The 12650-nt window shown below is 70.6% G+C and carries 15 protein-coding genes; 11 read left to right on the top strand and 4 right to left on the bottom strand.

Annotated elements, in window-relative coordinates; translation table 11 throughout:
- Nucleotides 1–41: 41 nt before the first annotated feature.
- Entirely contained in the window at nt 42–320 is a 279-nt protein-coding gene (locus JLI01S_RS13555) for an Lrp/AsnC family transcriptional regulator (RefSeq protein ID WP_068265555.1), read from the bottom strand.
- On the bottom strand, nt 317–2008 hold the full coding sequence (locus tag JLI01S_RS13550; RefSeq protein WP_068265521.1) for a DEDD exonuclease domain-containing protein: 1692 nt from the start codon (nt 2006–2008) through the stop codon (nt 317–319). The genes JLI01S_RS13555 and JLI01S_RS13550 overlap by 4 nt, the downstream gene beginning before the upstream one ends.
- Before the next feature lie 63 nt (nt 2009–2071).
- On the opposite strand from JLI01S_RS13550, the gene JLI01S_RS13545 reads away from it, so the two are divergent.
- Nucleotides 2072–3106 carry a DUF2332 domain-containing protein gene (locus JLI01S_RS13545; protein WP_068265519.1) on the top strand — a complete coding sequence of 345 codons (1035 nt, stop codon included), beginning with the start codon at nt 2072–2074 and terminating at the stop codon, nt 3104–3106.
- Nucleotides 3107–3183: 77 nt separating this feature from the next.
- The gene (locus tag JLI01S_RS13540; protein ID WP_245634627.1) at nt 3184–3471 is read left to right on the top strand and encodes a hypothetical protein; all 288 of its coding nucleotides are present in this window, start codon (nt 3184–3186) and stop codon (nt 3469–3471) included.
- A 12-nt stretch (nt 3472–3483) separates the two neighbouring features.
- Here the strand turns inward: JLI01S_RS13540 and JLI01S_RS13535 are convergent, their stop codons facing one another.
- The gene (locus tag JLI01S_RS13535) at nt 3484–5274 is read right to left on the bottom strand and encodes an AMP-dependent synthetase/ligase (RefSeq protein WP_084349432.1); all 1791 of its coding nucleotides are present in this window, start codon (nt 5272–5274) and stop codon (nt 3484–3486) included.
- Between the two features lie 171 nt (nt 5275–5445).
- Here JLI01S_RS13535 and JLI01S_RS13530 point away from each other — a divergent pair, with 171 nt between their 5' ends.
- From JLI01S_RS13530 to JLI01S_RS13500, 7 genes are read left to right on the top strand one after another with little or no spacing between them, the layout of a single operon-like run.
- Nucleotides 5446–5781: a hypothetical protein gene (locus JLI01S_RS13530; RefSeq protein ID WP_068265515.1), complete on the top strand. Its 336-nt coding sequence runs from the start codon at nt 5446–5448 to the stop codon at nt 5779–5781.
- Nucleotides 5782–5791: 10 nt separating this feature from the next.
- Nucleotides 5792–6235 (top strand): SRPBCC family protein, encoded by a 444-nt coding sequence (locus tag JLI01S_RS13525; protein WP_068265513.1) that lies wholly within the window; start codon nt 5792–5794, stop codon nt 6233–6235.
- 5 nt (nt 6236–6240) lie between these two features.
- The gene (locus JLI01S_RS13520) at nt 6241–7152 is read left to right on the top strand and encodes an ArsA family ATPase (protein WP_068265511.1); all 912 of its coding nucleotides are present in this window, start codon (nt 6241–6243) and stop codon (nt 7150–7152) included.
- The gene (locus JLI01S_RS13515) at nt 7145–7471 is read left to right on the top strand and encodes a hypothetical protein (protein ID WP_068265509.1); all 327 of its coding nucleotides are present in this window, start codon (nt 7145–7147) and stop codon (nt 7469–7471) included. The genes JLI01S_RS13520 and JLI01S_RS13515 overlap by 8 nt, the downstream gene beginning before the upstream one ends.
- Nucleotides 7471–8442 carry an ROK family protein gene (locus tag JLI01S_RS13510; protein WP_068265552.1) on the top strand — a complete coding sequence of 324 codons (972 nt, stop codon included), beginning with the start codon at nt 7471–7473 and terminating at the stop codon, nt 8440–8442. The genes JLI01S_RS13515 and JLI01S_RS13510 overlap by 1 nt, the downstream gene beginning before the upstream one ends.
- Nucleotides 8439–9413: an ROK family glucokinase gene (locus JLI01S_RS13505; protein ID WP_068265507.1), complete on the top strand. Its 975-nt coding sequence runs from the start codon at nt 8439–8441 to the stop codon at nt 9411–9413. The genes JLI01S_RS13510 and JLI01S_RS13505 overlap by 4 nt, the downstream gene beginning before the upstream one ends.
- Nucleotides 9410–10117 carry an endonuclease/exonuclease/phosphatase family protein gene (locus JLI01S_RS13500; protein WP_068265506.1) on the top strand — a complete coding sequence of 236 codons (708 nt, stop codon included), beginning with the start codon at nt 9410–9412 and terminating at the stop codon, nt 10115–10117. The genes JLI01S_RS13505 and JLI01S_RS13500 overlap by 4 nt, the downstream gene beginning before the upstream one ends.
- A gap of 12 nt (nt 10118–10129) precedes the next feature.
- Here the strand turns inward: JLI01S_RS13500 and JLI01S_RS13495 are convergent, their stop codons facing one another.
- Nucleotides 10130–10672, bottom strand: coding sequence for a hypothetical protein (locus JLI01S_RS13495; RefSeq protein WP_068265504.1), 543 nt, complete (start codon nt 10670–10672; stop codon nt 10130–10132).
- A 109-nt stretch (nt 10673–10781) separates the two neighbouring features.
- Between JLI01S_RS13495 and JLI01S_RS13490 the strand changes: the two genes are divergently transcribed.
- Nucleotides 10782–11600 carry a lysophospholipid acyltransferase family protein gene (locus JLI01S_RS13490; protein ID WP_068265503.1) on the top strand — a complete coding sequence of 273 codons (819 nt, stop codon included), beginning with the start codon at nt 10782–10784 and terminating at the stop codon, nt 11598–11600.
- A gap of 4 nt (nt 11601–11604) precedes the next feature.
- Nucleotides 11605–12650: ATP-binding protein (locus JLI01S_RS13485; RefSeq protein ID WP_068265500.1), on the top strand; the 1046-nt coding region annotated here is incomplete at its 3' end.

Raw genomic sequence — 12650 nt, 5'->3', positions numbered from 1 at the left:
CGTGCCCATCAGGAGAAACAGCCCCGAGCAACGCGTGCGGGTTACTCCAGGCCGATGCTGAAGGCCGCGTCGAGGTCGTGCTTGCTGTAGGCGCGGAAGGCGATCTGGGTCGAGGTGTCGACGATGCCCTCGACCTTGTTGAGCCGGCCGGCGATGACGTCGTCGAGGTCCTCGTGCTGGTGCACGCGCACCATCGCGATCAGGTCGGCATCCCCGGCGACGGAGTAGACCTCGCTGACGCCGTCGATGCCGGCGACGGTCTCGGCCACCTCGGGGATGCGTGCGGTCTCGGCGTGGATGAGGACGATGGCAGTGATCACGAGGCCCACCCTAGAGCAGGCGCCAGCTCCTTGTGGGCGGCCGCAGCGCCTCCGACGGGGCAGGTCCACTCGCCCTCGATGTCGACCAGCCGGGTCCCCTCGGCCTCGAGCCAGCGCAGGACGAGCTCGGTCTCCTCAGGAAGGGCGCTGGTGCCCGGCCCGGTCGGCGGAGCGACGACCTCGGCGCAGGCTCGCAGCGCTGCCACATAGGGCATCGGGTCGGCGCCCACGGGGGAGTGGGAGCTGCCGGCCAGCCGTCCGTGACGCACGCAGACCAGGTCCCAGCCGCCGCGTGCCGTGCGGCGAGCCGCAATGATCTCGCTCGCCTCGCGGACCGGGGTCGCCCGCTGGCTGCGCGAGGTGGCCCGGACGAGGGAGCTGAGCCGATCGCGCAGGGCCGCGGCCTCCTCATAACGCTCCTCGTCGGAGAGGGTGCGCAGGCGCTCCCGGACGAGGGTCACGGCCGGACGTGAGTCGCCGACGAGCACCCGCACGGCATCGGCCACCGTCACGGCGTAGTCCTCGACCGACACGGCACCCGTGCACGGCGCCGCGCACCGGCCCATGTCGGCAAGCACACAGGCCGAGGTCGGGCGGGTGGGGGACAGACGGGGCAGGCACTGCCGCAGCGGCACCGCGTCGTACAACGCGGCCGAGGCGTCCTCGGCCGAGCGCCGGGTGCCGAAGGGGCCCGCGTAGGCCAGGTCGTCGGGGCCGAGGGAGCGGACGATCGACAGCCGGGGAAAGACCTCGTCGGTGAGCTTGAGCCACCACACCTTGTCCGGATGGCGCGAGCGGCGGTTGTAGCGCGGTTTGTGCTGGGCGATCAGGCGCAGCTCGCGCACCTGGGCCTCGAGAGTGGTCGCGCACACGATCGGGGTGATCTCGGTGGCCAGGCGCACCATCTCGCCCATGCGACGTCGCTGCTCGGACGTCGTGAAGTAGTTGCGCGCCCGCGCCCGGATGTCGACCGAGGTGCCGACGTAGAGCGCCTCGCCGCGCTCGTCCTTGAAGACGTAGACCCCGGGGGCCGAGGGCAGCCCATCGGCCAGGTGGCGCTTGCGGCGCAGCTCGTCGCTGACCCGCGAGCTGTAGGAGCTCAGCTCCTCGAGCGTGTCGACGCCGACGGACCCGAGCCGGCCGATCAGGCCGTGCAGGACGTCGACGGTCGCCCGGGCGTCGTGCAGGGCCCGGTGATCGGGGGTCGTCGCCGCGCCGAAGTACCGCGCGAGGGTGCCCAGCTTGTGGTTGGCGACCTCGTCGCGGGAGACGACCTGACGGGCCAGCCGCACGGTGTCGAGGACGGCGGCCCCGGGCCAGCGCAGGCCGTGCGCCGTGCACGCCGCCTTGAGGAAGCCGATGTCGAATCCCGCATTGTGCGCGACGAGCACCGCGCCCTGCGCGAACTCGAGGAAGCTGGCCACCGCCTCCCCGGTGCGGGGTGCGTCGGCGACCATCGAGTCGGTGATGCCGGTGAGCGCCTGGATGAAGGCAGGGATCGGCTCACCGGGATTGACGAAGGTCTGCAGCTCGCCGAGCTCGACACCGCCACGCACCTTGACCGCGCCGATCTCGGTGATGCCGCAGTCGCGTGCGGATCCACCAGTCGTCTCGAGGTCGACCACGACGAAGGTGACCTCGGCCAGTGGTGTGCCGAGATCCCCGAGTCTGTCCTGGACGATCTCCATGTCGATGACCGTAGGCGGGGCCACCGACAACGACCGGGAGGCGCGGCGTGGCAGCCTGAGGCCATGCGATCGATGGACGACCTGGCCGATGTCCGCGACTTCTACCGTGACTTCGCCGACCATGAGGCGAAGGGGGAGTCCCTCACCTTCGAGAGGTGGGCGGCCGGTGTGGCGCAGGACCCCGAGGTCCTCGATCTGCTCTCCGGCCTCCCGGTCCCCAAGCGCCAGCCCAACCTCGTCTTCGCCGCGGCACGGTGGCACGGGGCGGCGACGCCGTCGGACCCCGACTACGCCGACCTACGGACCGTCCTGCTCGACGAGTGGCCGGCCGTCCGCGAGACGATCCTCGCTCGCTCCACCCAGACCAACGAGGTCGGACGGTGCGCGACGCTGCTCCCCGTGCTGGCAGGACTCGAGGGTCCGCTCGCCCTCGTCGAGGTCGGCGCCAGCGCCGGCCTGTGCCTGCACCCCGACCGGTGGTCCTACCGCTACGTCGACCCCGCTGGCACCGAGGTGGCCCGGCTGGACCCTGCACACGGCCCCTCGCCGGTGGTCCTGGACTGCACCGTCGCAGGACCCGCGCCGCTGCCCCCTTCGCTCCCGCAGGTCGTGCACCGGGGCGGGGTGGACCTCAACCCGCTCGACCTGTCGTCCGGCGACACCGCGGACTGGTTGCAGACGCTCGTGTGGCCGGAGCACCAGGACCGCCGTGACCGTCTCGCAGCCGCGTGCGGCGTCGTCGCCGACGAACCGGTGGACGTCATCCGTGGGGACCTGCTCACCGGCCTCGACGAGGCCGTGGCACGGGCCCGCGCGGCAGCACCCGAGGCGACGGTCGTCATCTTCCACTCGGCCGTCATCGCCTACCTGGACGAAGGGGGCCGCGACCGCTGGCCCGGCATCGTCGGCGCGGTCGTGCAGCAGGTCCGCGACGACGGGGGCCGCGCCCACTGGATCAGCAACGAGGGCGCTCGGGTGCTGCCGAGCGTGAGCGCGAGCGCCGCGTGCGCACAGGTCGGGTCCGACTTCTGCCTCGCCCTGGACGGGCACGCGGTGGGGTGGACCCACGGGCACGGGAGGCACCTCAGCTGGTGCTGAGGGGGAGGGCTGTCGGGGGTGGCTCCTAGCGTTGTCGGTGCCGGGATGGACCCGGTGACGACGAGGAGGTGACGGACATGACCCGTCGACCCGGAGCACCCGTGATGATCGACTGCGGCACCTGCCCGGTCCAGCACGTCGGCTGTGCCGACTGCATGGTGACCGCGCTGGGGCCGCTGTCGACCCTCGCTGACCCCGACCTGCCGCTGCCGCTGCAGGCGCAGCTGCCCCTGGACCGTCGCGAGCGCGAGGTCGTCTCGCGTCTGGTCGCCGCCGGCCTGGTGAGCGCCCAGACGGCGAACGAGGCCCGTGCGGTGCACGAGCCTCGTTCGGGGTACGACGAGCTGAGGAGGTTCGCGGGCTGAGCCCGCACCGGATCAGTTGCCGTAGAGGGCTTCGACCTCGTCCTGGAAGTCGCGCATGATGATGTTGCGCTTGAGCTTCATCGAGGGCGTGAGCGTCCCGTTGTCCTCGGTGAAGTCCTCACCCAGGATCGCGAACTTACGGATCGACTCGGCCTTGGACACGGCCTTGTTGGCCTCGTCGACTGCGCCCTGGACCGCGGTGAGGACGGTCTCGTGGGTGAGTGCCTGCTCCAGCGTGAGCGAGCCCAGTCCGTTGTTGGCGGCCCACCCCGGCAGCATCTCCTCGTCCAGGGTGACCAGGGCCGCGATGAAGGGCTTCCCGTCACCGACGACGAGGCACTGGCTGATGATCGGGTGGGCGCGCAGTCGGTCCTCGAGGACGCCGGGCGCGACATTCTTGCCGCCCGCGGTCACGAGGATCTCCTTCTTGCGGCCGGTGATCTTCAGGTAGCCGTCCTGGTCGAGCTCACCGAGGTCGCCGGTGCTGAACCACCCGTCCTGCAGCGCGTCGAGGGTGGCCTGCTCGTTGTCGTGGTAGCCCTTGAGGACATTGACGCCTTGGATGAGGATCTCGCCGTCGTCGGCGATCCGGATGGAGACGCCGGGCAGCGGGGGACCGACGGTGCCGATCTTGACCTTCGCCGGGATGTTGACGGTCGCCGGGGCCGTGGTCTCGGTGAGGCCGTAGCCCTCGAGGATGGTCACGCCGATCCCGCGGAAGAAGTGACCCAGGCGGGTGCCGAGCGGGGCACCGCCGGAGACGGCGTACTCGACCTTGTTGCCCATCTTGGCCCGCAGCTTGCTGTAGACGAGCTTGTCGAAGACGGCGTGCTGCGCCTTGATCTTCAGCGGGAGCTTGCCGGTGTCCTGACCCTCGGACCAGGCGATCGCGACGTCGGAGGCGCGAGCGAAGATCTTGCCCTTGCCGTCGGCGGTCGCGGTCTCGTTGGCCTTGTTGTAGATCTTTTCGAAGACCCGCGGCACGGCGAGGATGAAGGTCGGCTGGAAGGCCTGGAAGTCGTCGAGGATGTTGGCGATGTCAGCGCTGTGACCCATGCGGCGATTGGCCGTGATGGCCAGGACCTGGATGAAGCGGGCGAAGACGTGCGCCAGCGGCAGGAAGAGGAGGGTGGAGGCGTCCTCCTTGTTGAGCACCTCGCCCAGCTTGGCGATGGTGTTCTCGGACAGGCCGAGGAAGTTGTCGTGCGTCAGCTCGCAGCCCTTGGGACGGCCCGTGGTGCCGGAGGTGTAGATGATCGTGGCGATCGACGCGCGCGTCTGCCCGTCGATGCGCTCCTGCAGCTGCTCGTCGGTGACCGCGGAACCGGAGGAGGAGATCGTCTCGAGGTCACTGTTGTCGATGACGAAGACCTGCTCGAGGCTGCTGATGTTGCCGCGGGCCTCCTCGGCGACGGCAGCGTGCTTGGTGGTCTCGACGACGAGGAACTTGGTGCCGGAGTCCTTGACGATCCACTCGACCTGCTCGACGGAGCTCGTCTCGTAGATCGGGACGGGCACGCCACCGGCGGCCCACGTGGCGAAGTCGAGCAGGGTCCACTCGTAGCGGGTACGGGCCATGATCGCCAGCCGGTCGCCGACGCCGAGCCCCTGGGCGATCAGACCCTTGGCGAGGGCGCGGACATCGCTGTCGAACTGGGCAGCGGTGATGTCGCGCCAGGCGTCCTGCTCCTTCACGGTGAAGGCCACCCGCTGGGGGTCCTTGCCCGCATTACGACCCGGCAGGTCCGCCAGGGAGTCGTTGGGGTCGCCCTCGATGATTCGGGGCATCACGCTGTCGTTCACGGGATCTCCTTCGTTCGCCGTCCCAGCCAACCTCAGCCGGAGGCTGGCCCGTGCACGAGACTACCTGTGGCACTTCGCACCTCACCCTGACGATTTCGTGACGGTGACCATATTCTTCGCTGACGTCCACCCCGTCGAGAGGTTCTCGTGCTCCTGCGTCATCGCCACCCCATGGTCGACATCGTCGACGAGACCTTCGTGCGCGCCGAACCGCAGACCGTGCGCGCCGAGCTCGACCTGCCCGGGGTGCTCGACAGGCTGTGGCCGGGGCTGCAGCGGGAGATCGTGCAGGACCGGGGGACGAAGGGGGTGCGCTGGCGGTGCTCCGGCGAGGTCGACGGCCGACTGGAAATCTGGTTGGAGGCGTCGGGCGGAGGAACGATCGTCCACCACTTCGTCCATGGTCGTGGTCAGGGTTCGCCGTCCCGGTGGACACAGGCCCATCGTCGCGTGTGGAAGCAGGGACTCAACGAGATCAAGGATCGTCTCGAGGGTCGTTCGCGATAGTGTCGCCCGCATGGCCGACAGCACCCGCTCCAGCATCGTCGTCGACGCCTCGCCCGGCGAGGTCCTCGACATCATCGCCGACCTCGAGGCCTACCCGGAGTGGGCCAAGGAGATCAAGAAGGTCGAGATCCTCTCCGAGGACGGTGACGGGTGGCCGGACCAGGCGGTCTTCACCCTCGACGCCGGGGCCATCAAGGACACCTACACGCTCGACTACGCCTGGGACATCGATGAGGACGGGACCGGCGTCGCATCGTGGACCCTCGTCAGCGCCACGATGCTCAAGGCGATGGACGGCTCCTACACCCTCACCGCCAAGGGCGAGGGCACCGAGGTGACCTACGAGCTCACCGTCGACGTCAAGGTGCCGATGCTGGGCATGCTCAAGCGCAAGGCCGAAAAGGTCATCGTGGACACCGCGCTGCGCGACCTCAAGAAGCACGCCGAAGCCTGAGGACCGTGCGAGCCCACCTCGTCGTCGGCGGAGGCGACCACAGCTCCGCCGTGACCGCATCGGTGCTGGCCGCGCTGACTCCCCACCATCGTGCGGCGCGAGCCAGCAGGCTCGACGGACCGGTGGACCCGGTGATCGTGGCCATCGAGACCCATCTCGACCGTCTGCTCGCCGCCCTCGACCTGCCTGCACCGGTCGTCGCGGACCTGATCGCCACCATCCTGCCCACGGAGCTGCCGGCCCTGCTCCGTCTGGCCAGGGAGCTCGCTCAGGCAGAGACCACGGGCCATGAGCTGGTCGTGGACGTCGACATCGAGGTCGCCCGGCTCCTCGACGTCCCGCAGCGGGTGGCCCGGGCCTTCGCCGCCTTCGTTCCCGTCGTCGCCCGGTGGGAGGTGCTCGTCGCCCCGGAGGGCATCGGGGCACTACCCGCCCCGGACACCCCGGTCCTGACCGCGCTGCGTGAGGGGGCCGAGCTGCTCGAGAGCCTCGACACCGCTCTTGCCGATCCGATGACCACGAGCCTGCACCTGGCTGCCCCCGCCGGACCCGTCGGTGCCGTCCGTCGGGCCGATGCCGACGTGCTGCTGGCCCTCATGGGACGCACGCTCACCGCGGTCCATCCCGTGAGTGGTGCCGGTGTCGAGCACCTGCCCGCGCCGCCATCGGGGCCGGACTCTCGCGTCGAGCACCAGGACGGCCGGTGGTTCCTGCGGATCGATGTGCCCGGTGTGCATGCCGCCGACCTGGACCTGGTGCGCCATGACGACGAGCTCGTCCTGGGGTGCGCCGGCCGCACCCGGCGGGTGCGGCTCCCTTCTGTCCTGCGTCGGTGCGAGATCGAGCGAGCCGGCGTCGCCGGCGGGGTGCTCACCCTGACCATGGCGCCCAATGAGGCGGTGTGGCCGCGTGGCTGAGGACACGACCCCACCGATCCCCGACCCCGAGGAGATCGTCATCCAGCTCCTGAGGGTGCTCTCCGAGGTCGACATCGAAGCGCTCGGCGAGGACCTGAGGCAGTTGGACTCGGCGTCGACCCGACGGGCCATGACCGGTGCCACCCTGCTCGCCGAAGCCCTGACCCGCGCCACCCTGGGCTCGGCCACGGTGGCCGAGGCGCTCGGGACGGAGTTCCACACGGCCCCCGAGCACGTGCCCCACCGCGAGCGCGGTGAGCACATCCGGATCCACGACGACGAGGCCACGACGGCCACCGACAGCGCGAGCGAGGCGTGATGCAGACAGACACTCGGACACCGGCCATCGGCATCGACATCGGAGGCACCAAGATCGCCGGTGCCCTCGTCGACGGAGAGGGTCGGATCACGCACAGCGAGCGCGTGGCGACCCCGGCTGACGACACGACGGCGATCATCGACGCGACCGCACAACTCATCACGACCCTGACCGAGGCTGCCGACGGTGAGGTCGCGGGAGTCGGGATCGCCTGCGCCGCCTTCGTCGACGCCCGAGCAGGGCACGTGTGGTTCGCCCCCAACCTGCCCTGGCGCGACCTCGACCTCGCGGCCGAGGTCGGCTCACGGGTGGGTCGTGACGTCGTCGTCGAAAACGATGCCAATGCCGCGGCCTGGGGCGAGTACCGCTTCGGAGCCGGCAGCGACTGCGACGACATGCTGCTCGTCACGGTCGGCACCGGTGTCGGCGGAGGCTGCATCAACGATGACCGGCTGATCCGCGGTGCCTTCGGGATCGGCGGCGAGATCGGCCACGTGGTGCTCGATCCCAGCGGTCCGCGCTGCGGCTGTGGCAACTCGGGCTGCCTCGAGGTCTTCGCCTCCGGCACGGCGCTCGTGCGCAATGCCCGCGAGCTCGTCACCTCGCCGTCGCCCCTCGGGGAGGCCCTGCGCGAACGCTGCGGCGGTGACCCGGACGTCCTGACCGGCCAGGACATCACCGAGCTCGCCCGAGCGGGCGACGGCGCCGCCGTCGAGCTCCTCGACGAGCTGGGCACCCGTCTGGGACAAGGCATCGCCTCGATCTGCGCAGTGCTGGACCCGGGCCGCATCGCCATCGGCGGAGGCGTCGCGGACGCCGGTGACCTGCTCATCGGGCCGACCAGGACCGCCTTTGCCAGGCACCTCATCGGCCGGGGGCACCGCCCTTCGCCCGAGCTGGTCCACGCCACCCTCGGCAACGACGCAGGGATCGTCGGCGCCGCAACTCTCGCCCGGGAGGGCCGCGCATGAGCACGAGCATCGGCATCGACATCGGCGGGACCAAGGTCTCCGGGGGCGTGCTCGACGAGGACGGGCGCATCCTCGTGCGCACGCGCTGCGACACGCCTGACCGGTCCAACGCACCCCGGGTCGTCGAGGACACGATCGTGGAGGTCATCGAGGAGCTGCTCGTCCAGGCCGACGACGCAGGAGTCGAGCGTCCCGCCACGGTGGGTGTCGGCGCGGCCGGCTTCGTCGCTGCAGACCGCTCGACCGTCGTCTTCGCCCCACACCTGTCGTGGCGCAACGAGCCGCTGCGCGAGGCCCTCGGTCGTCGGGTCGACCTCCCGATCTCCATCGACAACGACGCCAACGCCGCGCTGTGGGCGGAGCACCGTTTCGGTGCCGCGCGCGGCGCCAGCCACGCCGTGATGATCACGCTCGGGACCGGCATCGGGGGAGCGATCCTCGTCGGCGGCCAGCTGGTGCGCGGCCGGTACGGCATCGCCGGCGAGTTCGGGCACATGCAGGTCGTGCCCGGCGGGCAGCGCTGCGAGTGCGGCAACCGCGGCTGCTGGGAGCAGTACTCCTCGGGCAATGCCCTCGTGCGCGAGGCGCGCGGGCTGGCGATGGCCAACTCACCGATGGCGACCGACCTGCTCGCCCACGTCGGCGGCGACCCGGCCTCCCTCACGGGCCCGATGATCACCGAGGCCGCTCGTCACGGGGACGCCACGGCCACCGAGCTGCTCGCCGAGATCGGCCACTGGCTGGGGGTCGGCATCGCCAACCTCGCCGCGGCCCTCGACCCCGAGGTCTTCGTCATCGGCGGCGGAGTGAGCGCCGCCGGTGACCTGCTCCTCGGGCCGGCCCGGGACACCTTCGCCCGTCAGCTGCCCGGTCGTGGCTACCGGCCGGCAGCCACCATCGTCGCTGCGCGATTCGGCCCGGACGCCGGTCTCATCGGTGCGGCCGCGCTGGGGGCCGAGGAGCAGATGTGACCCTGCGCATCGCGTCCTACAACCTCAGGGCCCTGCAGGACGATGTCGCGGCGCTGGCTCGCACGGTGCGCGCCATCGACCCGGACGTGCTCTGCCTGCAGGAGGTGCCCTGGATCGGTCCCACCAACCACCGCATCGCCGACTTCGCCCAGCGCTGCGGTCTCGTGTGGTCCGGCCGCAGCCAGCGCGCCGGCCAGACGAGCGTCCTGACCAACCTGCGCACCAATGTCCAGTCGGTGACGCACCACCGACTGCCTGCTCACTCGTGGCGCGACAGGCGAGGTTTCGCGGTGACCCGGGTCGCCCCCTTCGGCCGCACGTCCGTCTCGATCGCCAGCGTGCACCTCAGCCTCGACGCCGGGGAGAGGCTGCTCCACGCCCGCCGGATCATGGAGCAGCTCACGGCGGTCCCGGGCCCGGCACTGCTCGCGGGCGACCTCAACGAGCAGTCCGACGGCGAGGCGTGGCAGTTCTTCGGCTCGTCGATGCGGCCGATCAGCCCACTGGTCCCCACCTATCCGTCGGCGATGCCTGACCGGGTGCTCGACGTCGTCTTCGCCACGCCGGACGTGTCGGTGCTGCCGCACCGCGAGGTGCCGTGGGTGTGGGAGGACCTCAAGGCTGCGACCGACCACCGGCCCGTGTGGGTCGACATCGAGACCTCGCCACTGGCCGACCCGTCAGTCCCACGCTCTGGGGAGTGACGGGCGCCGGGGTCAGACGCGGGCGCCGTTGGTGGGGTCCTCGTCGCGGTCCCGCGGCTGACGCACCACGAGGCAGGTGAAGCCACCGATGATCGAGGCGACGACGAGGAAGGTCACCCAGCTGCCCACATAGGGCCGGGCGATCGCCAGCCACAGCAGACCGAGGATGCCCAGGCCCAGACCGAGCAGGGCACCCCAGAAGAGTCGGTCGGTCGACGGCGGTAGCGGAGCAGGCGGTGACGGGGTGAAGCCCTCGTCGTCATCAGCGGAGCCCGGGTCGTCGTCCGAGCTCATCAGCGCGTCCGCCACCGAGTTGGTGGGGTCGACCCGCCAGGGCACGTCATGGCGACGGGGGTCGGCCGGTCGGGGTCGGGGGAGGGCGCCGCGCACACCAGCAGTGGTCTGCTGGGGACGGCGCGGTGGGGCGTCCAAGGGAGCGGGGAGACGGTCGTGCTCGGGGGCCTGCGCGTCGGGGCCCTCGTCGTCCCACCGGGCCACGATCGCCTCGAAGGCCGCGTCGACGTCACGCTCGTCGGGGTGCTGTCGTTCGCTCATCTGCTGATCCACCCATCTGGATGTCGTCCACGCCTCATGGACATCCTCGCACGTACCGTCGGGTCGCTCCTTACCGTAGAGTTCGCTGCGATCTGGAGGTGAGGCGACGGTGCTGTACTGGTTTCTCAAGAGTGTGGTCCTCGGACCACTGCTCAAGGTGCTCTTTCGACCCCGGGTGGAGGGTCTTGAGCACATCCCCGCCGATGGGGCGGCGATCCTCGCCAGCAACCACCTGTCCTTCTCGGACTCAGTCTTCCTTCCCCTGGTGATGGAGCGTCGACTGACCTTCTTGGCCAAGTCCGACTACTTCACCGGGTCAGGCATCAAGGGATGGCTCACCGCACGGATCATGGGCGGTCTGGGCCAGCTGCCCATCGACCGCAGCGGCGGCAAGGCGAGCGAGGCGGCGCTGCGGGCCGGCCTCAGCGTGCTCGACCAGGGGGACCTCCTCGGCCTCTACCCCGAGGGCACCCGTTCGCCCGACGCACGCCTCTACCGAGGACGCACCGGCGTCGCCCGGATGGCACTGACCGCAGGGGTGCCCGTCATCCCCGTCGCGATGATCGACACCGACAAGGCCCAGCCGACCGGTCAGCTGATCCCCAACATCCGCCGCATCGGCATCAAGATCGGCAAGCCCTTGGACTTCTCCCGGTACGAGGGCATGGAGGGCGACCGATTCGTCCTGCGCTCGATCACCGACGAGATCATGTACGAGCTGATGCAGCTGTCCGACCAGGAGTACGTCGACATGTACGCGACGTCGATGAAGGAAAAACTGCTCACCAAGGCCAAGCGTCGCGCTCGCGAGCTGCAGGAGGCGGCCCGTCCGGGGCGTGCTGCCCCCGAGCTCGAGGACATCATCGAGCAGGGCGACCGGCCCGGGGACAACAACCCCTGGTCCGAGGAGAGCAAGGACGGGCTGTAGGCCCATGCTGCTGGACCCGGGGGAGAGCTCGCTGCGTCGGCACTACAACCCCTCGCCCCTGATCGACTCCGCCGGCGGACGCGGTCTCGCGCTCTACCGCTTCATCGCTCTCCTGTACGCAGGCATCCTCGTCGGCGTGCACAGCGAGCACGTCGTCCTGTGGTGGCCCATCGTGCTGTGGGGGCTCGTCGCGCTCGCCTGGTCGATCGCCGCCCCGCTGCTTCCTCGCCCGACGCGGACGGCGATCGGCATCGAACTCGTCATCGCCTGCATCGGGATCTTCCTCACCAGCGAGGTCTACTCGGCGGCGGAGGTCAGCGCCGGCATCTCGACGATCCCCGGGGTCTGGTCGGCCGCGCCGGTCATGGCCGGCGCGCTCCTCAGCGGCATCCCCGGCGGCATCGTCGCCGCGACGGTCATCTCGGTCGCCAACCTCGTCCAGGCCGAGCAGGCCAGCCAGCTGACCTGGCACAACATCTTTTTGCTCTTCATCGTCGGGATCCTCGTCGGCCTCGCGGTCCAGCTGGCCCGTGAGAGCCAGAAGAGGCTCGAGCAGGCACTCTCCATCAGCGAGCGGCTCGCCGAGCGTGAGCGCATCGGGCGCGAGGTGCACGACGGGGTCCTGCAGGCGCTCGCGATGATCAACCGCCGCGGACGCGACCTCGGGGACGAAGGGAGGGTCCTGGCCGACCTCGCCGCCGACCAGGAGCGTTCTCTGCGCACCCTCATCACCCGCTTCGAGCCGGCCGCGGGCGAGGCCTCCTCGGGTGGTCGTGACGAGGTCCGCGACCTGACGGCCGGGCTGGCTGCCATGCGCTCCGCGGACGTCGACGTGGTCCTCCCCGCCGGCTCGGTGCGCCTGCCGGCCCACGCCGCCAGGGAGGTCGAGGCCGCCGTCGCCGCCGCGCTCGACAATGTCGCGCGCCACGCCGGCCCCGGCGCCAAGGCCTGGGTGCTGCTCGACGCGGACGACCGGGGGATCGAGGTCGTCATCCGCGACAACGGTGCCGGGATGGAGCCGGACCGGCTCGTGCGAGCCGTGGAGGAGGG

Origin of the sequence: Janibacter limosus NBRC 16128 (assembly GCF_001570985.1) — a bacterium.
In the GTDB taxonomy this organism is placed as follows: Bacteria; Actinomycetota; Actinomycetes; order Actinomycetales; family Dermatophilaceae; genus Janibacter; species Janibacter limosus.
This window is presented reverse-complemented; position numbering and strand designations above follow the sequence as displayed.

What these genes read in the sequence shown, in the direction of transcription:
- JLI01S_RS13550 (WP_068265521.1), bottom strand. Translation starts at nt 2,008, where the DNA reads ATGGAGATCGTCCAGGACAGACTCGGGGATCTCGGCACACCACTGGCC.
- JLI01S_RS13545 (WP_068265519.1), top strand. Translation starts at nt 2,072, where the DNA reads ATGCGATCGATGGACGACCTGGCCGATGTCCGCGACTTCTACCGTGAC.
- JLI01S_RS13540 (WP_245634627.1), top strand. Translation starts at nt 3,184, where the DNA reads ATGACCCGTCGACCCGGAGCACCCGTGATGATCGACTGCGGCACCTGC.
- JLI01S_RS13530 (WP_068265515.1), top strand. Translation starts at nt 5,446, where the DNA reads ATGGTCGACATCGTCGACGAGACCTTCGTGCGCGCCGAACCGCAGACC.
- JLI01S_RS13525 (WP_068265513.1), top strand. Translation starts at nt 5,792, where the DNA reads ATGGCCGACAGCACCCGCTCCAGCATCGTCGTCGACGCCTCGCCCGGC.
- JLI01S_RS13510 (WP_068265552.1), top strand. Translation starts at nt 7,471, where the DNA reads ATGCAGACAGACACTCGGACACCGGCCATCGGCATCGACATCGGAGGC.
- JLI01S_RS13505 (WP_068265507.1), top strand. Translation starts at nt 8,439, where the DNA reads ATGAGCACGAGCATCGGCATCGACATCGGCGGGACCAAGGTCTCCGGG.
- JLI01S_RS13495 (WP_068265504.1), bottom strand. Translation starts at nt 10,672, where the DNA reads ATGAGCGAACGACAGCACCCCGACGAGCGTGACGTCGACGCGGCCTTC.